The organism is Actinoplanes aureus (assembly GCF_015704865.1).
GTDB lineage: Bacteria > Actinomycetota > Actinomycetes > Mycobacteriales > Micromonosporaceae > Actinoplanes > Actinoplanes aureus.
The window spans coordinates 113,632-140,398 of sequence record NZ_JADQTO010000022.1 but is presented as its reverse complement, the minus strand read 5'-3'; the positions used below and the strand labels follow the sequence as shown (position 1 = coordinate 140,398).

Below are 26,767 nucleotides of genomic sequence, written 5' to 3'. Positions count from 1 at the left end.
GGCCTCGGCGGGGGTGCTGCGGGCGGGGCCCGTTACTGCTGGGCGGCCTCGGCTGGGGCGCTCCGGAGCGGGCCGGCCAGCGCGTAAACGACCAGCCCGGCGAGCGCGAGCAGGCCGGCCGTCGCGGCCGCGGCGGTGCTGGCCGGGGGCTGCGCCTGCCAGGTCAGGATCCGGGCCACGGCCGGTCCGGACTGGGGGAACAGCACCGCGGCCAGGGTCCAGCCCAGCGGCAGGAACCACGCCCGGGCCGTGCCGATCGTCGCGGCGCCCAGCGCGGTCAGGCCGATCAGCCCGGCCGCGTCGCGTACCACCAGCCAGGCGGGTCCGAAACGGGCTCCGGTGACCGACGTGATCAGCAGCAACAGCGCCACCACAAGGAAGGCCGCCAGCACGTGAGCGATCCGGCGCGGCCACCAGGAGAACGCAGCGGTCCCCTCCAACGCGTCGTCGGGGCCGCCAAGCGTCGCGGTCAGCGCCGCGACCAGCAACAGGACCGTCAGGACGACCAGCTCCACCCCGACGGTCCGGCTGTCGGAGAAGATCGACCACAGCGACCACATCAGCGCCACGCAGCCGCCGGCCGCGATCAGCGCCATCGGGGCACGCCGGGAGCGCAGGTACAGCGTCAGCCACCTCATGACGTGCCCTGGCCGAACAGTCCGTCGGTGGCCGCACAGTTCGCAGCGGCCTGACGAAGGGCCACCACCCGGGCCTCCGCCTCACCGCCGGGCAGTTGCCGCAGGTCGTTCCAGAGCTGCGTGGCCTCGTCGATGGTGGACGGGTCGTACGTGTCCCGGGCCACCGGTTCACGTCCGATCAGCCAGTAGGTGGCGGCCAGCCGGGCCGCCGGGTCGGTGGGTTCCTCGCACCGGGGTGGGCTGGCGAACGCCCCGGACACCGCTTCGGCCAGCACGCCGTCCTTGTCCGGGAGGTGACCGTCCGATCCGACCTCGATCCGCAGCAGCACGACGTCGGGGTGCCACGGTGGGTAGATCGTGGGGACGTATGTGGTGGTGTCCTCGTGCACTTCGGTGGGCGGGTCCGGCAGCTTGGCCAGGACCGCGAGAGCCTCCCGCGCCGGTGGGACGACCTCGGGCAGCCGGCCGGCGTGGACCCGGCTGACGCACACGCGCGGCCCGTTGTCGGCGCACACCAGTTCTTTGGCCACCGGGTCGATCGCATCAGTGACGACCCTGTTCTGGTGGGGCATGACGGTGATCGCCAGAGCGGCACCCACCACCACCGGCACCAGTGCCGCCACCCGGACCCGCCAGCCGCTGGACACGAAGAGCAGCACGGCGGCGAGCGCCAGGACGGCCAGCCAGACGGCCTGAGCGGCGCTGACTCGCCCCGGCACGGTCGCGTAGTCACCCGGCATGTTCATCTCGTAGATCGGCGAGAACACCAGGGCCAGCCAGCCGCGCGGTCGCGTGGCACCGGGGATGAGCAGCAGCAGGCCGAGGCCCGCGATGCCCAGCGCCGGCGCGATCGCCAGCCACGGCAGCAGGCGGCCGATCGCCAGGCCGAGCCAGACCGCCGCGACGAGCGCCAGGATGCCCACGGCGGTGACGACGAAGACCTGTACCGGCAGGTACTCGGCGGTCCTGACGATCCACAGGCCGCCGGCGAGGCTCGTCGCCAGGTAGCCGCACACCACCGCGATTGCCATCGCACCGAGCGTCGGCAGGGTCCGCTGCGTGCGGGGACGGGGAGTGCTCGCGAACAGTTCGGTCACCTTCGACCGGTGCTCGCGGCAGCCCTGCCAGGCGCCGGCCGCCAGCGCCAGTGGCCACAGCAGGGCCAGGTAGAGCCGCTGCGTCATGGCCAGCTGCATCCATCCGGCCGCGAAGCCGATCCCCTCGGCGAAGAACAGCGACACCACGCCGAGCACCAGCAGGATCAGCGCGGATCCGAGCGCCGCGGAACGGCGCAGCTCGATACCCAGGACACGGCTCATCGGTCGGTCTCCGCCCGGTGGCGGCGCAGCAGTGCGGAGTAGCCCCGCTCGGCCGGGCTGTCGCCGGGGTCGCCCGCGCCACCCCGCGCGATCAGGTCGTCCGGAGTGCCCTGATAGACCAGCCGGCCCTCGTTGACCAGCACCACGTCGGTGCAGGCGGCCACCACGTCCTCGACGAGATGGGTGGAGACCAGCAGGCAGCTGTCGACGCCCAGGTCGCGCAGCAGCTCGCGGAAGTCCAGGCGCTGCTCCGGGTCGAGGCCGACGGTCGGCTCGTCGAGCAGCAGCACCGCCGGGTCGTTGACGATCGCCTGAGCGATGCCGGCCCGGCGCAGCATGCCGCCGGACAGCGTCTTCATCCGTGCACCGGCCTTGGCCGCGAGACCGACGCGCTCGATCGCCCGCTGCGCCGCACCGGGGACGGCGGTCTTCGGCATCTCCTTGAGCCATGCCATGTACTCGACGAACTCCCGCACCGTGAAGCGTGGGTAGAACCCGAACTGCTGCGGCAGGTAGCCCAGCCCGCGGCGCACCCGCCGCAGGTCGGCTCGGCCGTCGACCGCCTCGCCGAGCAGGGTCAGCCGGCCGCCGGCCGGTTTCAGCACCGTGGCCAGGGCACGCATCAGGGTGGTCTTGCCGGCGCCGTTCGGCCCGAGCAGGCCGTGGACACCGGTGCCGAGGGCGAGGTCGAGCCCGTCGACGGCCAGGTGCCGGCCGGCGCGCACCCGCAGCCCTTCGGCGTGTACCGCCCACGGATAGGTGGTGGGGGCCGTCTCGGCCGCGCTCACCGTACGCATCGTGAATCCCTTCAGTTGTGGCTGGCGAGCCTGCGGAAGTTGTCGGCCCGGGTCGCGGCGAGGCCGGCCAGGACCAGGGTGAGCAGCGCCCACACGAGCGTGCTGCCCGGTTGCAGCACCAGCGGCAGCTCAGCGGTGTCCATGGCGGGCAGCACCACGGCCAGCGTCCAGACGGAGCCGAGCGCGAGCGCGGCCAGCCGGACCCCGATGAAGGCGCCCAGGGCGATGGTCGCGGCGGTGAAGGCCAGGCACGGCAGGAGCGTCAAGGCCAACGACACCCCGGTACGCGTACTCGCCAGGGCGAGCGCCGGCACGACCACGGCCAGCACCCCGGCGGTACGCCGTAACAGCATCGTCAGCCCGGCCGCCGGTGTCCCGGCGATCAGCTCCCAGGCCGGGTCGTGGCGCCGGCTCCAGGCGATCGCCACCCCGGGCAGTGGTGCCACCGGTGCCAGCATCGCCACCAGCGACGGCAGGCTCGGCCGCACCGCCTGGAGCAGGACCGCGCAGCCCAGGACCGCCACCGTCATGGTCAGCCACGGCATCAGACGCCAGACCAGCCAGCGGTTGCGTGCCGCCGACCAGCGCCGGCGCGGGGCGGGAGCCGGTCCGGCGGCAATGCCGCGGTCCACGGCGGCGGCGACCCGGGCGAGCAGCGCCTGAGTGTCGTCGGCCGTGCCGGCGGCGACCAGGGCACGGCAGTCCGCGCAGTCCTCCAGGTGCACCTCGACCGACCACACCATGACCTCGTCGAGGTCCGCCTCCCGGTCGGCGTAGCGGGCGATTACCGCGGGGCTCGGATGCGTGGTCATGACAGCGCCTCCCGAAGAGCGATCCGGGCCCGCCGGGCCCGGGACTTCACCGTGTTCTCCGGCACGCCCAGCAGCAGGGACGTCTCGCGGACCGACAATCCGTCGAGAACCATCGCCCGCAGCACCTGGCGGGCCTCGGCCGGCAGCACGAGCAGGGCCTGTTCCAGCTCCTGGCCGACCCGCCCGGCCATGACCTCGTCCTCCGCGGCCGGGGCGACCGACTCGACGAGCGGCACCGCCGGAAGCTGGTTCTGCCGGGCCCGCCGGCGGAACGCGTCGACGAGCCGGTGTGCCGCGATGGTCCACAGCCAGCCGGCGGCGCTGCCCGACGTGGCCGCACCGGCGAAGCTGCCCGCCGCCCGCCAGACCGCCAGGTAGGTCTCCTGCATCACGTCGGCGACCACGTCGTCGTCGGTGCACCGGCGACGCAGCCGGGTGAGCAGCCACGGCGACGTACGCCGGTACAGCTCGTCGAACGCGCGCCGGTCGCCGGCGGCGGTGCGGCGGACGAGTTCCTCCTCGTCGGCCGCTCTCAGGCTTCGTTTCACACCCAGCAAGACGACGGCCGGATCATGCAGGGTCCCGGATCGCCTGTGACCTGGGTCACAGAACAAGCACGTACGAGTCGCCCTGGCGCTCGAACCCCAGCCGGGCGTAGTAGGGCGCCTGCATCCCCGGCGGCGTGATCACGGTGTGGCAGCCACGGTCGGCGAAGTAGCGACTCTGCCGGAAGACGAACTCGCCCGGGGTGAAGTCCCGGTAGCGCTGGGTGACGTAGTCGAGGATCACCTGCGCCACCCCGTCCCCGGCCGTACGGAAAAGCACCACGCCGACCAGTTCGTCCCCGCTGACCACCAGGAACGCGGCGGCATCGCGGCGCGCGTCCTCGTCCCAGGCGAAGCCCGGGTTGAACCGGACGATGTCGTCGTGATGCAGCCGCAGCGTGTGCGCCAGGAACTCGTCGCCGGTACCCACCTCGACCACCTGGTACGTCTTGTCGTCGTGGCGGGTGGCCAGCATCCGCCACAGATACCAGATGTTGATCACGGCGAGCACGACGTTGAGGCCCACCATGGGCCACACGCCGATCGCCGCGTTGAAGCCGATCAGCACGATGCAGCCGGCCAGGTTCAAGGCCCGCAGGCGCAGCAGACGGCTCTGCAGCAGAGACCAGATGAGCAGGGCGGATCCGGCCCAGCCGAGGATGTCGAGGTTTGTCACCCGGCCAGGGTATGGTCCCGGCGGCGGGCGCGAGCGCGAGGTGGGTGAGCTGCTATCCGCCGGTGCGCCGCCGCCGGTTGAGCCAGCGGATGACGTCCAGCGCGTGTGACACCGGGTCGGGGATCGGGTGGAAGACGTGCTCCACCAGATCGTCGGCGACGATCAGGGTCAGCCGCTCGTAGACGATCAGGTCGCCGACCGTGCGGGCCGGCAGGCGGGCGGCGGTGGCCAGGGTCAGCCGCGGGTCGGGAATCAGCGGGTACGGCAACCGGAGCCGGTGTGCCAGTTCGCGCTGATACCCGGTGGACTGGGCGGACAGGCCGTACACGCGTGCGGCTCCGGCCGTGCGGATCTCGGCGTGGTGGTCGCGCATCCAGTTGTCCCGGCTGCGGGCGCCATGGACCTCGAGCAGGCCGCGGGGCAGGTCGACACCGGGCCGGCCGGTGAGCGGATAGACGAACAGGACGCTGCGGCCGGGACCGAGGTCGTGCAGGTCGATCGGCCGGCCGTCGGTGGCGTAGAAGTGCAGCGGCGGCAGCGGCCTGCCGATCAGGTCGACGGGCTCGGCACCGGCGGTGGGCGCGCTGGTCACGACCTGGCGGGCGGCGTCGTCGATGCGGGCGTCGAGCGCCTCGCGCTGGGCGGTCAGTTCGCCGATGCGGGTCTGCAGGCTCGTGACGGTGCTGCGGAACGTGGCCACGGCGGCCGCGCACACGTCCTCGTCGTTGGCGATGGACTCGACGAACGGCCGGGTCTCCTCCACGGTGAGGCCGAGGGCCATGAGTTCGCGGATCTGGGTCACCTGGCGTTCCGCGATCGGGTCGTAGTCGCGGTAGCCGTTGCCCAGCCGGCGCGGCATGACCAGCCCGGCTTCCTCGTAGTAGCGCAACGCCCGGATGGTCGTGCCGGTCCGCCGAGCCAGTTCCCCCACGCGCATGCCGCGACCTTAAACCCGTACCCCGGGGTACGGGTCAACGTGCTCCTTCTCGCGATGACAGCCGGCCGGCCGGACGGCCAGTCTGGTCCCGCATCAACGACAGGACCAGGGAGTGTGCGATGACGGCCATCAGCCGGGTTTTCGGACGGCAGATCCTCGACAGCCGGGGCAATCCGAGCGTCGAGGTGGATGTGGTGCTGGTGGACGGTTCGACGGGGCGGGCCGCTGTGCCGTCCGGTGCGTCGACCGGCGCGAACGAGGCGGTCGAGCTGCGCGACGGTGACCCGCGCCGCTTCCACGGCAAGGGCGTGAGCAAGGCCGTTGCCGCGGTCAACGGTGCGATCGCCGACGCCGTGACCGGTCTGGACGCCGAGGACCAGGCGCTCGTCGACGCGGCGATGATCGAGCTGGACGGGACGAAGGACAAGGGCCGCCTCGGCGCCAACGCGATCCTCGGGGTGTCGCTCGCGACCGTGAAGGCCGCCGCGCAGGCTCACCGGCTGCCGCTCTACCGCTACGTCGGCGGTGTCGGGGCCACCCTGCTGCCGGTGCCGATGATGAACATCATCAACGGCGGTGCGCACGCCGACAACCCGCTCGACTTCCAGGAGTTCATGATCGCCCCGGTCGGCGCGACCACCTTCTTCGAGGCCGTACGGATGGGCTCCGAGGTGTTCCACACGCTGCGCGGGCAGCTCGCCGCGGCCGGGCACAGCACCAACGTCGGCGACGAGGGCGGGTTCGCGCCGGACTTCGCCGACGCCGACGAGGCCCTGACCTTCGTCGTGCGAGCGATCGAGGACTCCGGATACCGGCCCGGTACGGACATCACCGTCTGCCTCGATCCGGCCAGCTCCGAGTTCTTTCGCGACGGCGCCTACGCGTACGCCGGAGAGGGCCGCAAACGTTCGGTGGACGAGCACATCACGTACCTGCTGGAGCTGGCCGGCCGGTATCCGATCACCTCGATCGAGGACCCGATGGCCGAGGACGACTTCGACGGCTGGAAGCGGCTCACGCAACGGGCGGGCGAGCGGCTCCAACTGGTCGGCGACGACGTGTTCTGCACCGACGCGGACCGGCTGCTCAGCGGCATCCGCGACGGCTACGCCAATGCGATCCTGGTCAAGGTCAACCAGATCGGTACGCTCACCGAGACACTGCGTACGGTCGACACCGCGCACCGGGCGGGCTACCGGGTGGTCATGTCGCACCGCTCCGGCGAGACCGAGGACACGACCATCGCCGACCTGGCCGTCGCCACCGGCTGCGGGCAGATCAAGACCGGCTCGCTGTCACGCAGCGACCGGACCGCCAAGTACAACCAGCTCATCCGCATCGAGGAGGAACTCGGCCGGGCGGCGCACTATGCCGGTGCCGCCGGACCGCGGTGATCGGCAGCGTCGGCGTCACACGGCGGATCGGCGGAAGGCGTCCAGCAGGTCGGTCTCCCGGGTCTCCCACTGCTCGAACAGCGCGCCGGTGCCGTGCCGCTCGGCGTAGAGCAGTTCCCCGGTGGTGGCCGGGATCAGCGTGATCAGCTGGAGTTCGACCGCGCCCTCGGCGGACCGCAACATGTCGAACTCGTCGTCGGCGTAGGGGTGTGCGGCGGCGATCACCCCGCCGATGTCGCTGTCCGGGACGAGCGGGCCCGGGGACGGGATCACCTGCTCCAGGGCGAGGCCCCGGCGGCCCTTCATCACCACCTCGGCGGTGAGGGCGGTGATCAGGTGGGCCGCCTTGCGCTGCACCGAGTGCACGGTGCAGACGAGCTCCTGCGGCAGGACCGCGGTGATCGGCTGGAAGCGCAGGCCGTTGGTGACGACGGAGAGCAGGTCGTCGTCCGGTGTCCGGCAGAAGAACAGCGCGTAGCCGCGGTTGCCGCCGGTCACGGTGGGTGGCTCGGTCTCTCGTACCGGTCCCAGGTAGGACTGGATGTGGTCGAGGAAGCCGGAGTACTTCTCGGTTGCGCTCACGCCGGTCGGCCCTTCCGTGGTCTCGGTTGGTTCACTGCGGCGGCGGCTGCGGTCCGTTGTTCAGCATCGAACCATAGTGACCGTAGCCCGGTGCCTGGGACTCGGATCCGTGGCCGACGTTGTTTCCCGGCTCTTCCACCCGGTAGTGGCGAGGATCGTTGAACTCGTCGAGCACCTCCTTCTGGGTGAACCGGCCGGGGTGGTCCTCGACCATCTGGACCAGGCGGCGGTACTCGCTGTCGGACACGTGCCCGAAGTGGAAGATCGGATCGCCGGCGCCGCTGCGCGGGTTGGGCGCGGGAACGGTGAAGCCGTCGGGGTCGGGCCGCCCGTTCTCGTCGAACCGGAGCGGGGCGCCGTTGGCGTCGCGTGCGGCCGGGATGATCTTCCCGGTCTCGGGACACACGAAGTCCTCGCCGTTGGGCGCGCGCCTGGCGTCCTTGAAGACCTGAAGCTGGGTGGATTTGCGCAGCTTGGGGCGCTGCTTGCGGAGCTTCCCGGCGTCGGCCATCTTGGGCGCACCGCCGGTGGCCGAGCTCTGCATCGGGTTGATCCGCTTGAGCCGGTCCTCGATGGCGTTGCGCATGCCGGTGGTGAGTTCGCGCTCGGCCCGGTCGCGCAGCGCGTCGAGAACCTTGCGGACGCCGATCCGGCCCGCCTGCTGCGCGGCCAGCGACGCGGCCTGGGAGGCGCCGAGCGTGAAGGGGGTCGCGGCCGCCGCCGCGGCGATCGACGCCGCGGTCACCGCGAGGATGCCCAGGATGGCGATCTTGGTGGCCTGCACCGCCGTGCTGCCGCCCTCGAGCATGGTTCCGGTGAGGTCCGCGGCGTCGACGCCCAGTTCGTGGTGATGCTGGTCGGTCGGCCAGGACTGGGCGAACGCCTCCAGGCTGGCGGCCGTGTTGAAGTGCGTCATCTCCCGGACGACGCCGGAAGCGGCGCCGTCGGTCTCGCGCAGGGTGGCGGCGAAGGCATGCCAGGCCTGGCCCGCCGCCGCCATCGCGTCCTCGTCGGCCTCCGGCCAGCTGTAGCCGAGCAGGTTGATGACCCACACCATCGGGCCGGGCAGTTCGATGCTCACGGCACACCTCCCGCCCCGGTGACGCCGGCGGCGTTGCCCTGGTCGGTGGCTTCCACCTCGTCGGCCACGACCCGCAGGTCGTCACCCACCCCGGTGAGCCGGGTGGCCAGCTCGCCGTACTTGTTCAGGGCCAGGTCGGTGATGCTGGTGTACGCGGCCGCGAACAGGGTGCCGAACTCGTCACCACCCCACGGCGACCCGGCACCGGTCACCTCGGCCCGCAGCCGCCCGACGGCCTCGGTCAGGTCGTCGCCGCGCCGGCCGACCTCGGTGCCGCACTGCCGTACATGGGCCGGGTCGAAATCCAGGTTCGGCATCTCAGCGCCCGGAGATCCGGCTCTGGGCACGGGCGACGTCGTTGGCGATCCCGTCCAGGGTCTCGTCCAGGACCCGGACGATCGCCTCGATCTCCTCGGCCGGGTTCTGCCGGCTGAGCTGCCGGCGGGCGTCGTCGACGGCGTCGCGTACGGCCTCCCTGATCGCGGCCGACACCTGCTCCGCGTCGCTCTGGCAGAGCCACCGCGGATCGAGGTCCAGCAGGTCGAGGTAGCCGCCGGGGGCGACCGTGACCCGTACGTGTCCGGCTGGATCCTGTCCGCGGCCGTGCACCGGTTGCGCGCCGGGATCCGCGCCCATGACCGAGCGCATGCGGGTGAGCGTCTCGTCGACGTGTGCCGGCAAACCGTTGAGCGAGAACTCGGATGTCACGTCGTCCTCCTTGACCGATCGGCGGTGCTCTTTCTGGGCTACACCTGTTCGGTCCATCCGGTTCAGACCGACGTGCTCGATACGATCGGAAGCCTCCGAGGGAGAGCGAGGCAGCCATGCGGGACAGGGCCGAACGAATGCTCGGGTACGGCTTCGTGGTCGCCCAGTCGGCGTTGTTCGTCCTGCTCTTCGCGCCGCGGCGGGCCGGCGCTCGCCGATCCGTGGCCGTCCGGGCGGCTGCCGGCCTGGCCATCGGCACGGGTGCCCTGGTGGCCGTCGCCGGTGGCCGCGAGCTCGGTCCGGACCTCACCCCGATGCCGCTGCCGCGCGAGGGCAGCCGGTTGCGCACCGGCGGGGCGTACGCGGTGGTGCGGCACCCGATCTACACCGGCGTGATGGCGGCCTCCGCCGTACGCGGCCTGACCGCCGGCGGCCGGGTCCGGCCGGCCGCCGGCGCCGCGCTGTGCGCGCTGCTGGTGGTCAAGGCCGGCTGGGAGGAGCGGCAGATGCGGGCACGCTTCCCGGAGTACCAGGAGTACGCCCGGCGCACGCCACGGTTCGTCCCGAAGCTCGCGGGCGCGCGGCCGGCCCGGTGACGGTCACCTGATTGGCACTGACCGTTATCGCCCGGCTACTCCAAGTTGACACTCGTCGATGGCAGGCATCTACTGGGCTGGTCCTGTAACCCACGTCACAGGACCGAACTGCTCCGTGGAGGCGTCAAGTGCGCGTACGGGTCCTCTCAGCAGCGGTAACCGCGACCCTGGCCATCGTGGCCGCCGGATGCGCCGGGTGGGGCGGCACGAACACCGGCACCGGCGCCAACAGCATCAGCGTGCTGATGGTGAACAACCCCCAGATGGTCGACCTGCAGCGGCTCACCGCGCAGCACTTCACGGCGGAGACCGGCATCGGAGTGAACTTCACGGTCCTGCCGGAGAACGACGTCCGTGACAAGATCAGCCAGGAGTTCTCCAGCCAGGCCGGGCAGTACGACGTCGCCTCGCTGAGCAATTTCGAGATCCCGATCTACGCCAAGAGCGAGTGGATCGCCCCGCTCGACGCGTACATCGCGGCCGATCCGGAATTCGACCAGGACGACGTCCTGACGCCGATGACGCAGTCGCTGACCGCGGAGGACGGAAAGATCTACGGCGAGCCGTTCTACGGCGAGTCGTCGTTCCTGATGTACCGCAAGGACGTGCTGGACCAGCAGGGCATCTCGATGCCGGCCAACCCGACCTGGCCGCAGGTCGCCGACATCGCCGCCCGGGTCGACGGGAAGGTGCCCGGGATGGCGGGGATCTGCCTGCGCGGCCAGCCCGGCTGGGGCCAGGTCTTCGCGCCGCTGACCACCGTGGTTAACACGTTCGGCGGCACCTGGTTCACCGCGGACTGGCAGGCCCAGGTGAACGCACCGGAGTTCATCGAGGCCACCCGGTTCTACGTCGATCTGGTCCGCAACCACGGTGAGATCGGTGCGCCGCAGGCCGGCTTCACCGAGTGCCTGAACAACATGGTGCAGGGCAACGCGGCGATGTGGTATGACGCCACCAGCGCCGCCGGATCGCTGGAGGCGGCCGACTCACCCGTCAAGGGCAGGATGGGCTACGTCGCGGCGCCCGTCGTCAAGACCAAGAGTTCCGGCTGGCTCTACGCCTGGTCCTGGAGCATCCAGCAGGCCAGCGAGCGCAAGGACAACGCGTGGAAGTTCATCTCCTGGGCGTCGAGCCGCCAGTACGAGGAGCTGGTCGGCAGCGAGCTGGGCTGGTCGCGGGTCCCGGCCGGCAAACGCGCCTCGACGTACGAGAACCCGCAGTACCTGCAGGAAGCGGGCGCGTTCGCGAAGCCGCAGCTGGAGGCCATCGCCAGCGCCGACCCGCGTAATCCCGGGGTGCAGCCGCGGCCGGCGATCGGCATCCAGTTCATCGACATCCCGGAGTTCACCGACCTCGGTACCCAGGTCTCCCAGTACGTCAGCTCGGCGATCGCCGGCCGGATGAGCGTCGAGGAGGCGCTGGACCGCGGCCAGGAGTTGGCGGACGACGTCGCCGAACGCTATCGCGCCCGGCAGGGCTGACCTTCGGCTCCACGGAAGGCTCCACGGAAGGGGACCGCGGCATGACTCTCGCGGCGGAGAAGATCGACCAGGAACGGCCCGAACCGAGATCAGCCTCGGCGGGCGCCAGGCGTACCGCCAATTGGGGTCGCCGGGCACCGTTGCTGCCGGCGCTGATCTTCATGATCGTGGTGACGCAGTTGCCGTTCGTGGTGACCCTGGTCATCTCGTTCATGAACTGGAACGCCTACTACCCCGACGAGATCGGCTTCGCCGGGTTCGACAACTTCGCCCGCGTCCTCACCGACGTCAACATGCGTGAAGCGGTGTGGACGACCGTCCTGCTCACCGCCTCCGTCGTGCTCATCAGCCTGCTGCTGGGGCTCGGCATCGCCCTGCTGCTCGACCGCAAGTTCCTGGGCCGTGGCGCGGTCCGCACCATGATGATCGCGCCGTTCCTGGTCGTGCCGGTCGCCGCCGCGCTGCTCTGGAAGCACGCCCTCTACAACCCCGAATACGGCCTGTTCAACGGCGCTCTCACCTGGCTCTGGGGTCTGTTCGGCTCGAACAACCCGCCGCAGCCGGACTGGATCAGCAACGGGCCGCTCTGGTCGATCATCTTCGCCCTGGTCTGGCAGTGGACGCCGTTCATGATGCTGATCCTGCTGGCCGGGTTGCAGGGCCGGCCGCTCGACGTGATCGAGGCGGCCCGCATCGACGGGGCGACGACCTGGCAGATCTTCACGCACATGACGCTGCCGCACCTGCGCCAGTACCTCGAGCTGGGCGGGCTGCTGGGCTCCATCTACGTGGTGCAGAACTTCGACGCCGTCTTCACCATCACCTCCGGTGGTCTGGGCACGGCGAACCTGCCGTACGCGATCTATCAGACGTTCTACAACGCCCACGACTACGGCCGGGCCTCCGCGGCGGCAGTCGTCGTCGTGATCGCCACGATCATCATCGCCACGTTCGCGCTGCGGACCGTGTCCACGCTCTTCCGGCAGGAGGCAGGCCGATGACGTCGACCACCGAGACCGGCACGGTGCCCGCCACCCGTACCGAGACCGGCGAACCCCGCCGCCCCCGCAAGCCGCGCAGCGGCCCGCTGCTGTCGCTCGCCGCCTGGGTGATCGGCCTGCTCTTCTTCCTGCCGGTGGTGTGGATGGTGCTGACGTCGTTCCACAGCGAGGCGGACGCGGCGACCAACCCGCCGGCGGTGTTCGCCCCGCTGACGATCGAGGGTTACCGCGAGTTCTTCACCGGCGGCGCCAGCCCGTGGCCGCCCCTGCTGAACTCGCTGACCGCGAGCATCGTGTCCACGATCCTCGTGCTGCTGCTGTCGATCCCCGCCGCGTACGCGCTGTCCATCAAGCCGGTGAAGAAGTGGACCGACGTCCTGTTCTTCTTCCTGTCCACCAAGATGCTGCCGGTCGTCGCCGGCCTGCTGCCGCTCTACCTGTTCGCGCAGAGCACCGGCCTGCTGGACAACATCTGGCTGCTGATTCTGTTCTACACCTCGATGAACCTGCCGATCGCCGTCTGGATGATGCGGTCCTTCCTGATCGAGGTGCCGGTGGAGATGCTGGAGGCCGCCAGCGTGGACGGCGCCGGCCTGGCCCGTACGCTGCGGTCGGTCGTCGCCCCGGTGGTCATGCCGGGCATCGCCGCGACCTCGCTGATCTGCTTCATCTTCAGCTGGAACGAGTTGCTGTTCGCCCGGGTGCTGACCGCGACCGTGGCGGAGACCGCGCCGGTGTTCCTGACCAGCTTCGTGACCAGCCAGGGTCTGTTCCTGGCGCAGCTCTGCGCGGCGGCGTTCGTCGTCTCGCTCCCGGTGCTGGTGGCCGGCTTCGCCGCCCAGGACAAGCTCGTTCAGGGACTGTCCCTGGGCTCCGTCAAGTGACGGCAGAATCGAGGAGGGCCGATGACCGCCTTGACCGCAGCCACCCTGCCGGACCTGCCCGCCGGCGTGCCCAGGCCGGCCTACGACCGGAGCCGGTTGCGTACCGGCATCGTGCACTTCGGCGTCGGCGGATTCCACCGCGCCCACCAGGCGATGTACCTGGATCGCCTGATGAACGACGGTAAGGCCCTCGACTGGGCGATCTGCGGTGTCGGTGTGATGCCCGCCGATCGCCGGATGAAGGAGGTGCTCGACGCCCAGGACGGGTTGTACACGCTCGTCGTCAAGGCGCCGGACGGCACGATGGAGCCACGCGTGATCGGCGCCATCCACGACTATCTGTTCGCCCCGGACGACCCGGAGGCGGTCGTCGGCCGGCTCACCGACGAGGCGACCCGCATCGTGTCGCTGACCGTGACCGAGGGCGGCTACAACTTCTCGGCGGTCACCGGCGAGTTCGACGAGTCCGATCCCGCCGTCCAGCACGACCTTCGGCCCGGTGCGGCACCCACGACCACGTTCGGGTTCATCACCGAGGCGCTGGCCCGGCGCCGGGATCGCGGCACCCCGCCGTTCACGATCATGTCCTGCGACAACATCCAGGGCAACGGCGACGCCGCCCGGCGCAGCTTCGTCGCGTTCGCGCGGCTCCGCGACCCGGCGCTGGCCGACTGGGTTGCCCGGGAGGTGCGCTTCCCCAACTGCATGGTGGACCGGATCACCCCGGTCACCACCGAGGAGGACATCGCCGAGGTCCGCAACCGGTTCGGGATCGACGACCGCTGGCCGGTGGTGTGCGAGCCGTTCACCCAGTGGGTCCTGGAGGACGACTTCACCCTCGGACGGCCGCCGTTCGAGGACGCCGGTGTGCAACTGGTCGAGGACGTCGAGCCGTACGAGCTGATGAAGTTGCGCCTGCTCAACGCCAGCCATCAGGCGCTGTGCTACTTCGGCTACCTGGCCGGCTACCGCCTGGTGCACGAGGTGTGCCAGGACCAGCTGTTCGCCACGTTCCTGCTCGACTACATGGACCGGGAAGCCACCCCGACGCTGGAGCCGGTGCCCGGGATCGATCTGTCGGAGTACAAGCACAACCTGATCGCCCGGTTCTCCAACGCGGCCGTGCGCGACACGGTCGCCCGCCTGTGCGCCGAGAGCTCCGACCGCATCCCCAAATGGCTGCTGCCGGTGATCCGGCACAACCTCGCGTCCGGTGGCGAGATCCACCGTTCCGCCGCCGTCGTCGCCAGCTGGGCCCGCTATGCCGAGGGTGTCGACGAGCAGGGCGCACCGATCGACGTCGTGGACCCGCTGCGGGACGTCCTCATGGCGTACGCCCGCCGCAACCGCGAGGACCCACTCGCGTTCGTGGCGAACCGGCAGGTGTTCGGCGACCTGGTCGACGACGACCGGTTCGTGTCGGCCTACCGCCGGGCACTCGCGTCGCTGCACCACAAGGGCGCGCGGGCCACCTTGGAAGGGCTGCGGGCCGGCCTCAGCTGATGCGGGGATGGGCGGCAAAGAAGTCCCACAGGACGTCCGTCGCCACGATCGGCGCGTCCGGCAGGGCCATCTGCCCGTTCTTCGCTCCCGGCCAGGAGTGGCCCATGTCGGCGACGACGTACACCTCGAGGTCCGAACCGTCGGCACACCGGGCGCTGGATCGCTCGACGCCTTTCATGCCGCTCGCCGGGTTCTTGACGGGTGCGCACTTCAGCCGCTCCCGCCACGTCTTCAGGCCGGCCTGGAACGCTTCGTAGTACTGGTCCAGGCCGCCGATGATGGTCACCACCGAGACCGGTTTCTTCGGCATGAAGCCGGGGTCCGCCAGGCGGGGACCGCCGAGTCCGCCGCTCACCGCCCCGATCGCGGCGAACACGCCGGTCGCCTCGACCGCGGCCCGGAAGCTCATGTCGGCGCCGTTGGAGATGCCGGTGGCGTACACCCGGTCGGCGTCCACACCCCAGTCGGCGATCAGCCGATCGGTGAGCGCCTTGAGGAACGCGACGTCATCCTCGGCGCCACAGCAGATCAGCGCGTTGAAGCCGCCGGCCACCCCGTCCGGGTAGGCGACCAGGAACCCGTGCTCGTCGGCCTTGGCGTCCATCTCGATCATGTCCCGTAGCCGCTCGCCGGAACCCGGATAGAAGTGCAGGCCGACCACCAGCGGCACGGGTTTGTCGCCGGTGTAGCCCGGGGGAGCGTGCACCAGAAAGGTGCGTTCCTTGCCGGCGACCTGGAGCGTGAGCTTGTGGTCGCCGGCCGCGGGCCGCTGCGCCGGCGCCTCCGACGCCGGAGGTGTCGCCGCCGGCGTCTCCTCGCCGCATCCGGCGAGCAGCAGAGCGCACACCACGCCCATGATCAAGATCGAACGCCGCACCTATCATCCCTCGTCTCTGTCGACCGCCACGTCAGGAGGCTCGGCCAGGACTCCTGGCCGGTCAACGGTTTCGGTGCTCGCCGAAAGGCTGGCAAGCTGTCCGGATGTTGCGCCTGTGGCTGGAACCGGCGGACCTGACGCGGATCCGCTTCGCCGACCGGCTGCATCCGGCCGGCACCGTGCTGCTCGCCAGCCAGGCGCTGCGGCAACCGTTCGTGGCCGCCTGCCTCCCGACGCTGGCGCGCCGGGTCGCCGAGTCCGCGCCGGCGTTGCGCCCGCTGCACCACCTGTTGCCGTCCCAGGGATTCGTGCCGGACTTCGTGACGCCCCTGGAGGGTCTGACGTCCATCGAGGACGGCCTGGAAGCGATCCGCTCGACGCCGGCGAAACGGATCCGGGCGGAGGTGTCCGCGGCGTACGCACACACTCCGGTCAGCGCCGCGCGCCGCCGGTTCGCGTCCGCCGACCCGCTGGTGCTGGGCGCGCTCGTCGACGCCATGCGGTCGTACTTCCACCGGGTGCTGGCGCCGGACTGGCCGGCGCTGAACCGCACGCACCGCCAGGTGGTGAGCGAGGCCGCGAGCCGCTATGCGCTGTCCGGTGCCGAGGGCGTCCTCACCGGCCTGCATCAGGCGATCCGGTGGCGGGCGCCGGTGCTGGAGGTCGACGCCTGGCAGGCCGGCGAGGTGCGACTCGGCGGGCACGGCCTGATCCTGGTGCCGTCACCGTTCGCCGGACCCCGCCCCCGGGTGCTTGTCGCGCCGGACCGGCCGGCCCTGGTGGTCTATCCGGTCGAGCCGGCGACGGTGCCGGACAGCCGCCGGACCACGCCGGACCCCCTGGCCGGCCTGCTCGGCCGGACCCGCACCGCGGTACTGATCCACGCCGCCGGTCCCGGCCGGCACACCACGTCGTCGATCGCCCGGCAGGTAGGAATCAGCGTGTCGTCGTCGTCCGAGCACCTGGCCGCGCTCCGGGCCGCCGGCCTGGTATCCAGCCGCCGCGACGGCGGAGCGGTGGTACATCAGGCCACCGCCCTCTCCCGCGACCTGGTGTCAGCCGACTGCGGTGGTCAAGGTTCGTCCACCGGTCACGCTGATTCAGCGGTACGCGCACGCGCCGTCCCGCCGATTCGGCCCGTCCCCGCTCTCCCGCGCGATCGGGCAGCGGCGCGCCGCCCCAGCGCGACCGCCGGTAACAGGTAGTACCCCCGCACGCTGCCCGAAGGGGCAGGGTGCTCGCATGATCGGCGGGTTCGCCGATCCGTGTGGGCCACGATCATGGCGCCGATCGGGCTGATTAGTTTCGCACTTCGCCCAGGACTGGCGAGCATGTCGTCCGAACGACAGATATCGCATCGATGTATTTGCATGATCTACGCAGGTGCTTTCGGCGTGCTCGACGGGGGAGGCGATTACCAGTGCGTACTCGTAGGAACAACCGGTGGCGGTCGCTGCTGGTGCTGACCCTCGCCGTCGCCGGTCTGTCGGTGCCCTGGGCCGGGCCGGCCGCCGCCGACGCGTGCGCGCCGCTGATCAATCCGATCGCTTGCGAGAACACCAAACCCGGCACGCCCAGGACCACCTGGGACGTTCCCGGCTCCGGTGCCGGCAGCGAGGCGCTGCAGGGCTTCAGTACGCAGATCAGCGTCAACGTCGGCGAGCCGGTCAACTTCAAGATCAAGTCGTCTGCCGCGTCGTACCGTCTCGACATCTACCGGATGGGCTACTACGGCGGCAGCGGCGCACGGCTCATCACGTCGGTCAACCCGGTCGGCCGGCAGACCCAGCCGGACTGCCTGAGCGACCCCGGCACCGGTCTGGTCGACTGCGGCAACTGGGCGGTGTCGGCGTCGTGGCCGGTGCCGTCCTCCGCGGTATCCGGCATCTACTTCGCCCGGCTCGTCCGGACCGACGGCACCGCCGGGGCCAGCCACATCGTGTTCGTGGTGCGCGACGACGCCCGCCGTTCGGACGTCGTCTTCCAGACGTCCGATTCGACCTGGCAGGCCTACAACAAGTACGGCGGCAACAGCCTGTACGCCGGTTCACCGGCCGGGCGTGCCTACAAGGTGAGCTACAACCGGCCGATCACCACCCGCGGGACCGGCGCCGAGGACTTCGTCTTCAACGCCGAGTACCCGATGGTGCGGTGGCTCGAGGCCAACGGCTACGACGTCAGCTACATCGCCGGCGTCGACGCCGACCGCGACGGCGCGCGGCTGCGCAACCACAAGGCGTTCCTGTCGGTCGGTCACGACGAGTACTGGTCGGGGCCGCAGCGGGCCAACGTGGAGGCGGCCCGGGACGCCGGCGTCAACCTGGCCTTCTTCAGCGGCAACGAGGTGTTCTGGAAGACCCGCTGGGAGAATTCGTACCGGACCATGGTCTGTTACAAGGAGACCCACGCGAACGGGAAGATCGACCCGACCGCGGCGTGGACCGGCACCTGGCGCGACCCGCGGTTCAGCCCGCCGGCCGACGGCAACCGCCCGGAGAACGCGCTGACCGGCACCAGCTTCAAGGTCAACGCCGGCACGGTCAGCCTGGAGGTCCCGGCGGCGGACGGCAAGATGCGGTTCTGGCGCGACACCCCGGTCGCCACACAGCCCGCCGGCGCCACCGCCACCCTGGGCAGCGGGACCGTCGGCTACGAGTGGGACGAGGACGCCGACAACGGTTTCCGTCCGCGCGGCCTGATCCGGCTCTCCACGACCAGCGACTCCGGCGTGCAGGTGCTCCAGGACTACGGCTCGACGTACGACACCGGCAGCGCCACCCACCACCTGACCCTCTACCGCGCGCCGAGCGGCGCCCTGGTCTTCGGCGCCGGTACCGTGCAGTGGTCCTGGGGTCTGGACAGCAACCACGACCGCGGGTCCGGCGCGGCCAGCACCCCGATGCGGCAGGCCACCGTCAACCTGCTGGCGGACATGGGTGTGCAGCCGGGCACACTGCAGTCCGGCCTGACCCCGGCCATCGCCTCCACCGACACCGCCGCCCCGTCCGCGGCCATCACCGCGCCGGCCGCCGGTACGACGGTGCAGGCCGGCTCGACGACGGTCATCTCCGGCACCGCGACCGACACCGGCGGCGGCGTGGTCGGCGGCGTCGAGGTCTCCACCGACAACGGGTCCAGCTGGCACGCGGCCAGCGGCCGCGCCACCTGGACCTACACCTGGCGGCCCGGCAACACGGGTGCGACCACGATCCGGGTACGGGCCACCGACGACAGCGGCAACGTCGGCGCCGACACGTCCCGGGCCGTCACCGTCGTCCCGCGTACCTGCCCGTGCACCATCTGGGGCTCGAGCATCACCCCGGCCGTCCCGGCCGACCCGGACGGCACCGGCACCGAGGTCGGCACGAGGTTCCGGGTGGACGTGGCGGGCCAGGTCACCGCGATCCGGTTCTACAAGAGCAGCACCAACACCGGCACACACGTCGGGCGGCTGTGGTCGAACACCGGCACCCAGCTGGCGACGGTCACCTTCACCGGCGAGTCGGCGTCCGGCTGGCAGCAGGCCAACCTGTCCACGCCGGTGACGCTGACCCCGAACACCACCTATGTCGTCTCGTACTACGCGCCGAACGGCCACTACGCCGGCGACCCGAACTACTTCCTCACCCAGGGCGTCGACAACGCCCCGCTGCACGCGCTCAGGGACGGCGTGGACGGCGTCAACGGTGTCTACCGCTTCGGCTCGGGCTTCCCGACCCAGTCGTGGGAGAGCGCCAACTACTACGTCGACGTGGTCTTCAACCCGGGCAACGGCACGCCCGACACCACGGCGCCGACCGTCACCACGCGTACCCCCGCGCCCGGCGCGACCGGCGTGGCGACCGGAACCAAGGTGAGTGCCGCCTTCAGCGAGCCGGTGCAGGGCGGCACGGTCACCATGAGCCTGTCCAACACGGCGGGCACGACGGCTTATGATCCGGGCACCGGCACGGCGACCTTCACCCCGGCCGCGGCGCTCGCCGCGAACACCACCTACACCGCGACGGTCAGCGGCGCGAAGGACCTCGCCGGCAACACGATGGCCGCGGTGTCCTGGTCGTTCACCACCGGGCCGGCGACCGGCGCCACCCTCTCGGTGTGGCCGGCCACCGCGACGCCGGGCACGCCGGCCGACTCGGACACCGCGGCGGTCGAACTCGGCATGCGGTTCCGGTCCGACGTCGCCGGGCGGGTCACCGGCGTCCGCTTCTACAAGGGCAGCGGCAACACCGGCACCCATGTCGGCCATCTGTGGACCTCGACCGGCACGCTACTGGGCACGGTCACCTTCACCGGCGAGTCGGCCACCGGCTGGCAGACCGCGACCTTCGCGGCGCCGGTGCCGATCACCGCGAACACCACCTACATCGTGTCCTACTACGCGCCGGTCGGGCGCTACGCCGGGGACACCGGCTACTTCGCGAGCTCCGGCGCCGACAACGGCCCGTTGCACGCGTTGCGGGACGGCGCCGACGGCGCCAACGGGCTCTACCGGTACGGCAGCGGCGGGGGCTTCCCCACCGGTACGTGGCAGTCGAGCAACTACTGGGTCGACGTCGTCTTCGCACCAGGTGCCTGAAAGGAGTGCTCTCGTGAAGAAAGCACTGGTGGCGTGCCTGATCCTGCTGGCCGGGCTGCTCAGCGTCCCGGAGGCGGCGGCCGCCGCGCCCTGTCCCTGCTCGATCTGGTCCAGCACGGCGGTGCCGGCCAACCCGTCCGACTCGGACACCGCCGCGGTGGAGCTCGGCGTGAAGTTCCGTTCGGACACCGACGGTTTCGTGACCGGCGTGCGCTTCTACAAGGGCAGCGGCAACACCGGTACGCACATCGGCCACCTGTGGAACGCGAGCGGCACGAACCTGGGCACCGTCACGTTCACCGGCGAGACCGCCTCCGGCTGGCAGACCGCCACGTTCGCCACCCCGATCGCGATCAGCGCGAACACCACGTACGTCGCCTCGTACTACGCACCCAACGGCCGGTACGCCAGTGACGACGGGGCCTTCGCCTCGGCCGGCGTCGACAACGCGCCGCTGCACGCCCTGCGCGACGGGGTGGACGGCGCCAACGGCGTCTACCGGTACGGCACCGGCGGCGGCTTCCCGACCAACACGTGGCAGTCGGCGAACTACTGGGTCGACGTCGTGTTCGAGAACAACGCCACCGACACGGCACCGCCCACGGTGACCGGCACCACCCCGGCCGCGGGGGCCACCGGCGTGGCCACCACGACGACGGTAAGTGCCACCCTGAACGAGCCGCTGCAGACCGGAACGGCGGCCCTCGCCCTCCGGGCCGGCGGTACGGCCGTGACCGGCACGACCACGTACGACGCGGCCACGCGAACCGTCACGTTCACGCCGTCGGCCGTACTCGCGACCGCCACGGTCTACACCGCCACCGTCAGCGGGGCCAGAGACACCGCCGGCAACACGATGACCGCGTTCTCGTGGTCGTTCACGACGCTGGACACCGCCGGTTCGGCCTGTCCGTGCACGATCTGGCCGTCCACCGCCACCCCGGCCACCGCCGCGGTCGCCGACAACAGCGCGGTCGAGCTCGGCGTCAAGTTCCGGTCCAACACCGCCGGCTACATCACCGGCCTGAGGTTCTACAAGGGTTCCGGAAACACCGGGACGCACACCGGCTCGCTCTGGAACACCGGCGGGACCCGCCTGTCCACGGTCACCTTCACCGGCGAGACCGCCACCGGCTGGCAGACCGCCACCCTGCCGAACCCGGTCCCGATCACGGCGAACACCACGTATGTGGCGTCGTACCACACCGATGTGGGCTTCTACTCGATCACCAACAGTGGCTTGTCCGCCGCGGTGACCCGTGGCCCGCTGACCGCGCTCGCCAGCGGCGCCTCCGGCGGCAACGGCGTCTACCGGTACGGCGCGAGCGCGTACCCCACCAGCACCTTCCAGTCGACCAACTACTGGGTCGACGTCGTGTTCAACCCCACGGCCAGCGACACCGTGGCGCCGACCCTGACCGGGCGCGCCCCGTCGCCCGGTGCCGGCGGCGTTCCGGCCGGCACCGCCGTCACCGCGACCTTCAGCGAGCCGGTCATCGGGTCCAGCGTCGTGCTGGGGGTCACCGGACCGTCCGGCGCCGTCGCCGGCACTACCACCTACGACGCGGCGAGCACCACGGCCACCTTCACCCCGGCCGCCGCGCTGGCCTATTCGACCACCTACACCGCATCGGTGAGCGGCGCCCGCGATGCCGCCGGTAACGTCATGACACCGGTCACCTGGAGCTTCACCACCGGGGCCGCGCCACCGCCGCCACCCGACCAGGGCCCGGGCGGGCCGGTGCTCGTCATCAAGTCATCGGGGTTCACCTCGTTCCTCGCCGAGGTGCTGCGCACCGAAGGCCTCAACGAGTTCGCCACCGCCGACCTGTCCACGGTCACCGCGTCCACGCTGAGCCAGTACGACGTGGTGCTGCTCGGGCCGGCCCCGCTCACCGCGGCTCAGGTCGGCATGTTCACGACCTGGGTCACCGGCGGCGGCAATCTGATCGCCTTCCGCCCGGACAAACAGCTGGCCGGTCTGCTCGGCCTCACCTCGACGACCGGCACACTCGCCGAGGGATACCTCAAGGTGGACACGTCCGCGCCGCCCGGAGCGGGGATCACCGACCAGACGATCCAGTACCACGGCACCGCCGACCGGTACACGCTGAACGGCGCCCGGGCGGTCGCCACGCTGTACTCGAACGCGACCACGGCGACCACCAATCCGGCGGTGTCGCTGGTCGGTGTCGGCGGCAACGGCGGTCAGGCCGCGGCGTTCAGCTTCGACCTGGCGCAGTCGCTGGTCTACACCCGGCAGGGCAACCCCGCCTGGGAGGGGCAGGATCGCGACGGCGAGTCGCCGCAGATACGCTCCGACGACCTGTATTTCGGCGGCGGTGCCCCCGACTGGGTCAACCTGGCGAAGGTCGCCATCCCGCAGGCCGACGAGCAGCAGCGGCTGCTGGCCAACCTGATCGGCGCGATGAACTCCGACCGCAAGCCGCTGCCCCGGTTCTGGTATTTCCCGCGCGGCCTCAAGGCGGTCGTCGTCGCCACCGGTGACGACCACGCCCGCGGCGGCACGGCGGCCCGGTTCGACCAGTTCACGGCCAACAGCCCGGCGGGCTGTGTGGTCGAGGACTGGCAGTGTGCCCGGTACTCGTCGTACCTCTTCCCGAACGCGCCGCTGACCAACGCCCAGGCGTCCACCTACCAGTCACGCGGCTTCGAGGTCGGCCTGCACGTCAACACCGGCTGCTCCAACTTCACGCCCAGCTCGCTGAGCGCGGACTACACCAGCCAGCTCGCCACCTGGCGCACCAAGTACAACGCCGTACACGGGCCGGTCAGCCACCGCGTGCACTGCCTCATCTGGTCGGACTGGTCCACCCAGGCCAGCGTCGAGGCGGCCAACGGCATCCGGCTCGACACCAACTACTACTACTGGCCTGGTTCCTGGATCACCAACCGGCCCGGCTTCATGACCGGCTCCGGCATGCCGATGCGCTTCAGCACCAAGACCGGCGGGCTCATCGACGTCTACCAGGCCACCACCCAGATGACCGACGAGTCCCACCAGAGCTACCCGTTCACCGTGGACACCCTGCTCGACCGGGCGCTCGGTCCCGAGGGCTACTACGGCGCCTTCACCGCGAACGTGCACACCGACGATCCCACCGAGATTGAGAGCGACGCGATTCTCGCCTCGGCGCAGGCGCGCGGCGTGCCGCTGATCACCGCCCGGCAGCTGCTCACCTGGCTCGACGGGCGTAACGCGTCGTCGTATTCGGGCCTGTCGTGGTCGGGCGACAACCTCGCGTTCACGGTCAACGTGGGCTCGGGGGCAGGCGGGCTGACCGGCATGGTGCCCACCGTCGCAGCGGGCGGCCGAACGCTGGCCACGCTGACCCGCGGGGGCACGCCGGTGGCATTCACCAGGACGACGATCAAGGGCGTCGAGTACGCGATGTTCCCGGCCGCGGCGGGCGCGTACGTGGCCGCGTACGGATCTGGTCCGGCCGCCGCCGAGGTGGCCGCGACCGTTCCGGCGGCCGAAACCACGACCGCCGAGGTCGCGCTGGCCGGAACCACCGCCCGCCAGACCACGATCGAGTACGGCACGAACGCGGCCCGGCTCTCCGAAAAGGTGGTGGACGGCAACCAGGCCGCGAAGCGCACCATGCGGCTGGACGGCCTCAAGCCCGGCACCACCTACTGGTACCGGGTGCGGGTGACCGCGCCGGACGGCAAGACCACGGTCTCGCCGGTGCAGCGGCTGGTGACCGCCGCCGCGGACAATCGGGCGCCGGCCGTCTCGAGAGTGTCCGTGGTGCCCCGGCCGGACGCGACGGTGACGGTGTCCTGGCGCACCGACGAGTCGGCTGCCGGGACGCTGCAACTGGGTGAGCGGTCGGATGCCCTCGCCGACTGGCCGGGCGGCCTGCGGGGCCGGCAGCACAGCGCGGTGGTGCCCGGGCTGAAACCGCTGACGACGTACCACTACCGGGTGCGCGGCGTCGACCGGTCCGGCAACGTGACCGTGTGGCCGGCGCTCAACCGGCCGCCGGCGACGTTCGTCTCGTCGGCGCTCGGCGTGGCCGACCACACGCTCGCCGGCCTGCGCACCGGCGAGGAGAGCGGCACCACCGTCGCCGCCGACGGGGTACGGCTGGCCGGCGGCGCCCGGACCGGCGGCATGGTGTCCCGTGTGCTCGACGTCGGCCAGATGGTCACCTGGGACCGGCTGTCGTACCAGGCATCGGTGCCCGCGGGGGCCGGGGTGCGGCTGTACGTGCGCACCGGAAGCACCTCGGCACCTGGCGCGGGCTGGACCGGTTGGGAGCCGGTGGGCCAGGGCGACCGGGTGGTGGGCGCCTCCCGCTATGCGCAGTACCGGGTGGAGCTGACCCGCGGCAGCGGGAGCGCGTCGCCGGTCCTGCACGGCGTCGGCATCACCAGTGACGCGAAGCCGCTGGACACGCCTACCGAGACGGGGCGGTGATCACTCCGGGATGTGACAGTCGCGCAGGACGCTCCAGCCCAGTATTCCGGTGATGCCTTCCATCCGGCCGCCGACGCTGATGCCCTCGGCGGTGACGTGGCAGGCGAACATGCCGGTGTCGTGGTCGCTGTTGCGCATCTTGAGGACGTTGATGGCCCGGCCGATCTCGGCGCAGTGGTGTTCGATGTAGCGGATCTGGATCACGTTGTGGAACAGGAACATGAGCCCGATCAGCGGGTCTTCCATGGGCCCGAAGGTTCTCGTCTCGCTGGTGATCCAGAAGGAGGCGCCGGCGGCCCGGACGACGCTGACGAGGCTGCGCAGGTAGGCGGGGAACCGATCGACCTCACGCGCGGCGTGGGCCATCTCGGCCAGACTGTCGATCACGACCCGGGTGGTCGTCCCGTCGTCGAGCCCATGGCGTATCGCGGACGCCAGGACGTCCAGGTCGAGGTTGCCGATCGGCATGTGGGAGAGCACCAGCCGGTCGGTGGCGCGGGCGGTCTCGAAGTCCCACCCGAACCGGGCCGCCATGCCGATCAGCTGATCCGCGGTGTCCTGAAAGGTGATGCAGAGGCAACGCTCACCGCGGGCCAGGCCTTCGGCCACGAAACCCAGACAGCCGATGGTCTTGCCCGCGCCGGAGGGCCCGAGGACCAGGGTGGCGTCACCGTGCGGTATCCCACCGCCCATCACCGCGTCCAGGCCGGCGATCCCCGAGGGAACCCGCCTGTTCTGCGACGGCCTCTCCTCCGGCTGGAATGATTCGACGCGGGGATGCACCTCGAAACCGTCGGCAGTGATGTGCACCGTGTGGGTACCGCCGAGGTGGGTGGCCGCCCTCATCTTGACCACCCGCAGGCCGCGCCGGTCGACCGGCTCGCGGGCCTGGTACGTCAGCTGGACGATGCCGTCGGCCAGAGCGAACTCCACCCCGGTCTGCATGTCCTCGGGGGTGTACTCACCCAGCAGCAGCAAGACCGCCCGGCTGTGCGAGACGCGGCTGCTCAGGTCGTAGAGAGCCATCCGCAGGGCCTGGTCGCTGACGAAGTCCCGCAGCATCTTGGTGCTGTCGATCACGACCAGTACCGGTTCGTCATCGAGCGCTTTGCGGACCACTTCGTCGATGAGCGGTTCGAGGTCGTGCTCGCCGGTGTCCCGCAGCATGTCACCGAGGTGTACGTACTCGACCCTCGGCCCCAGCGCGTCGGCGTCGAAGAACGCGAATCCTTGCAGGTGCTCGACCAGCTTGGAGTGCGGCTCCGCCAGCGTCGTGTAGTAGACGGCCTTGTGTTCCGCGGTGGCGTTGGCGAAACAGATCTGTTGCGCCAGGATCGTCTTGCCCGCACCCGGAGGCCCGGCCAGCACCACCACCGACCCCGGTCGCAAGCCACCCCCGAGGATCATGTCCAGGTCCGTCAGACCGGTCGGCAGCCACTTCATCGCGTGCCACGCCCTTCCCGCAACAGCCTCTCGGCCGCCGCGAGCAACTCGTCGCGCTGGCACGGCTTGGCCAGAGCGACGTCGGCGTCCACCGCCAGCTGCCAGTCCCCGCTGACCGCCAAGATCGGAATCGCGGTGGTCGCCGGGTCGGCCCGCAGCTCTCGGATGAGTTCGACGCCGTCCATCACCGGCATCATGATGTCGGTCACCACCAGATCCGGTGGGGCCTGAACGATCGAGGCGAGCGCCGCGACTCCATCACCGGCCTCGGTGACCTCGTGGCCGGCACGCGTGAAGATCCGCCGTAACAGGAACCGCAGATCAGGCTCGTCGTCGACCACCAGAATCCTGCCCACCGAACCATCCGTTCGCCAAGGCAGCCTCGGCAGCCCGTCTCCAACCTCGCAAGCCACGTCTCTACAAAGCGCACCCCCAGACATACCCGCTGAACCGTGGCGGCGTGC

23 protein-coding genes are annotated in these 26,767 nt (G+C 70.8%); 9 read left to right on the top strand and 14 right to left on the bottom strand.

The window, feature by feature from the left end:
* Positions 1–32: 32 nt before the first annotated feature.
* The 7 genes from I4J89_RS35430 to I4J89_RS35400 are packed head-to-tail and all read right to left on the bottom strand — an operon-like array spanning position 33 to position 5,724.
* The gene (locus tag I4J89_RS35430) at positions 33–638 is read right to left on the bottom strand and encodes a hypothetical protein (RefSeq protein WP_196418520.1); all 606 of its coding nucleotides are present in this window, start codon (positions 636–638) and stop codon (positions 33–35) included.
* Complete coding sequence (locus tag I4J89_RS35425) at positions 635–1,957, bottom strand: hypothetical protein (RefSeq protein WP_196418519.1); 1,323 nt, start codon at positions 1,955–1,957, stop codon at positions 635–637. Before I4J89_RS35425 ends, I4J89_RS35430 begins: the two co-directional genes overlap by 4 nt.
* The gene (locus I4J89_RS35420; RefSeq protein WP_196418518.1) at positions 1,954–2,754 is read right to left on the bottom strand and encodes an ABC transporter ATP-binding protein; all 801 of its coding nucleotides are present in this window, start codon (positions 2,752–2,754) and stop codon (positions 1,954–1,956) included. The genes I4J89_RS35425 and I4J89_RS35420 overlap by 4 nt, the downstream gene beginning before the upstream one ends.
* A gap of 11 nt (positions 2,755–2,765) precedes the next feature.
* Positions 2,766–3,566 carry a hypothetical protein gene (locus tag I4J89_RS35415; RefSeq protein WP_196418517.1) on the bottom strand — a complete coding sequence of 267 codons (801 nt, stop codon included), beginning with the start codon at positions 3,564–3,566 and terminating at the stop codon, positions 2,766–2,768.
* Positions 3,563–4,114, bottom strand: a complete 552-nt coding sequence (locus I4J89_RS35410) for an RNA polymerase sigma factor (RefSeq protein WP_196418516.1) — start codon at positions 4,112–4,114, stop codon at positions 3,563–3,565. The genes I4J89_RS35415 and I4J89_RS35410 overlap by 4 nt, the downstream gene beginning before the upstream one ends.
* Before the next feature lie 55 nt (positions 4,115–4,169).
* On the bottom strand, positions 4,170–4,787 hold the full coding sequence (locus I4J89_RS35405; RefSeq protein WP_196418515.1) for a hypothetical protein: 618 nt from the start codon (positions 4,785–4,787) through the stop codon (positions 4,170–4,172).
* Between the two features lie 52 nt (positions 4,788–4,839).
* Positions 4,840–5,724, bottom strand: coding sequence for a MerR family transcriptional regulator (locus I4J89_RS35400; RefSeq protein ID WP_196418514.1), 885 nt, complete (start codon positions 5,722–5,724; stop codon positions 4,840–4,842).
* 119 nt (positions 5,725–5,843) lie between these two features.
* Between I4J89_RS35400 and eno the strand changes: the two genes are divergently transcribed.
* Positions 5,844–7,118, top strand: coding sequence for a phosphopyruvate hydratase (eno, locus tag I4J89_RS35395; RefSeq protein ID WP_196418513.1), 1,275 nt, complete (start codon positions 5,844–5,846; stop codon positions 7,116–7,118).
* A gap of 15 nt (positions 7,119–7,133) precedes the next feature.
* Here eno and I4J89_RS35390 read toward each other — a convergent pair whose 3' ends face one another.
* Genes I4J89_RS35390 through I4J89_RS35375 form a run of 4 tightly spaced genes read right to left on the bottom strand, consistent with a single transcriptional unit; the run spans position 7,134 to position 9,489 of the window.
* On the bottom strand, positions 7,134–7,700 hold the full coding sequence (locus tag I4J89_RS35390) for a suppressor of fused domain protein (protein ID WP_196418512.1): 567 nt from the start codon (positions 7,698–7,700) through the stop codon (positions 7,134–7,136).
* A 31-nt stretch (positions 7,701–7,731) separates the two neighbouring features.
* Positions 7,732–8,781 carry an HNH/ENDO VII family nuclease gene (locus I4J89_RS51700; RefSeq protein ID WP_309238606.1) on the bottom strand — a complete coding sequence of 350 codons (1,050 nt, stop codon included), beginning with the start codon at positions 8,779–8,781 and terminating at the stop codon, positions 7,732–7,734.
* Positions 8,778–9,098, bottom strand: a complete 321-nt coding sequence (locus I4J89_RS35380; RefSeq protein ID WP_196418511.1) for a WXG100 family type VII secretion target — start codon at positions 9,096–9,098, stop codon at positions 8,778–8,780. The genes I4J89_RS51700 and I4J89_RS35380 overlap by 4 nt, the downstream gene beginning before the upstream one ends.
* Position 9,099: 1 nt before the next feature.
* On the bottom strand, positions 9,100–9,489 hold the full coding sequence (locus tag I4J89_RS35375; protein WP_196418510.1) for a YbaB/EbfC family nucleoid-associated protein: 390 nt from the start codon (positions 9,487–9,489) through the stop codon (positions 9,100–9,102).
* A gap of 116 nt (positions 9,490–9,605) precedes the next feature.
* Between I4J89_RS35375 and I4J89_RS35370 the strand changes: the two genes are divergently transcribed.
* The 5 genes from I4J89_RS35370 to I4J89_RS35350 all read left to right on the top strand — a co-directional run bounded on the left by I4J89_RS35370 (position 9,606) and on the right by I4J89_RS35350 (position 14,957).
* Positions 9,606–10,085, top strand: coding sequence for a methyltransferase family protein (locus I4J89_RS35370; RefSeq protein WP_196418509.1), 480 nt, complete (start codon positions 9,606–9,608; stop codon positions 10,083–10,085).
* 128 nt (positions 10,086–10,213) lie between these two features.
* Positions 10,214–11,569: an ABC transporter substrate-binding protein gene (locus I4J89_RS35365; protein ID WP_196418508.1), complete on the top strand. Its 1,356-nt coding sequence runs from the start codon at positions 10,214–10,216 to the stop codon at positions 11,567–11,569.
* A gap of 41 nt (positions 11,570–11,610) precedes the next feature.
* Entirely contained in the window at positions 11,611–12,570 is a 960-nt protein-coding gene (locus I4J89_RS35360) for a carbohydrate ABC transporter permease (protein WP_196418507.1), read from the top strand.
* Positions 12,567–13,454 carry a carbohydrate ABC transporter permease gene (locus tag I4J89_RS35355; RefSeq protein ID WP_196418506.1) on the top strand — a complete coding sequence of 296 codons (888 nt, stop codon included), beginning with the start codon at positions 12,567–12,569 and terminating at the stop codon, positions 13,452–13,454. The genes I4J89_RS35360 and I4J89_RS35355 overlap by 4 nt, the downstream gene beginning before the upstream one ends.
* A gap of 21 nt (positions 13,455–13,475) precedes the next feature.
* Positions 13,476–14,957, top strand: a complete 1,482-nt coding sequence (locus I4J89_RS35350) for a mannitol dehydrogenase family protein (RefSeq protein WP_196418505.1) — start codon at positions 13,476–13,478, stop codon at positions 14,955–14,957.
* Here the strand turns inward: I4J89_RS35350 and I4J89_RS35345 are convergent.
* Positions 14,950–15,834, bottom strand: a complete 885-nt coding sequence (locus tag I4J89_RS35345) for a CE1 family esterase (protein ID WP_309238605.1) — start codon at positions 15,832–15,834, stop codon at positions 14,950–14,952. The two genes, I4J89_RS35350 and I4J89_RS35345, sit on opposite strands and share 8 nt — an antisense overlap.
* A gap of 104 nt (positions 15,835–15,938) precedes the next feature.
* Between I4J89_RS35345 and I4J89_RS35340 the strand changes: the two genes are divergently transcribed.
* From I4J89_RS35340 to I4J89_RS35330, 3 genes are all read left to right on the top strand, one after another.
* Positions 15,939–17,039 (top strand): helix-turn-helix domain-containing protein, encoded by a 1,101-nt coding sequence (locus I4J89_RS35340; RefSeq protein ID WP_196418504.1) that lies wholly within the window; start codon positions 15,939–15,941, stop codon positions 17,037–17,039.
* Positions 17,040–17,254: 215 nt separating this feature from the next.
* Positions 17,255–20,413 (top strand): N,N-dimethylformamidase beta subunit family domain-containing protein, encoded by a 3,159-nt coding sequence (locus I4J89_RS51695; RefSeq protein ID WP_309238604.1) that lies wholly within the window; start codon positions 17,255–17,257, stop codon positions 20,411–20,413.
* 13 nt (positions 20,414–20,426) lie between these two features.
* A complete protein-coding gene (locus tag I4J89_RS35330; protein WP_309238603.1) occupies positions 20,427–24,860 on the top strand; it encodes a DUF4082 domain-containing protein in 4,434 nt (1,477 codons plus the stop codon).
* On the opposite strand, the gene I4J89_RS35325 is transcribed toward I4J89_RS35330, so the two are convergent.
* The gene (locus I4J89_RS35325) at positions 24,861–26,303 is read right to left on the bottom strand and encodes a DUF7125 family protein (RefSeq protein ID WP_196418501.1); all 1,443 of its coding nucleotides are present in this window, start codon (positions 26,301–26,303) and stop codon (positions 24,861–24,863) included.
* Positions 26,300–26,659: a response regulator gene (locus tag I4J89_RS35320; RefSeq protein WP_196418500.1), complete on the bottom strand. Its 360-nt coding sequence runs from the start codon at positions 26,657–26,659 to the stop codon at positions 26,300–26,302. The genes I4J89_RS35325 and I4J89_RS35320 overlap by 4 nt, the downstream gene beginning before the upstream one ends.
* Positions 26,660–26,767: the final 108 nt, after the last annotated feature.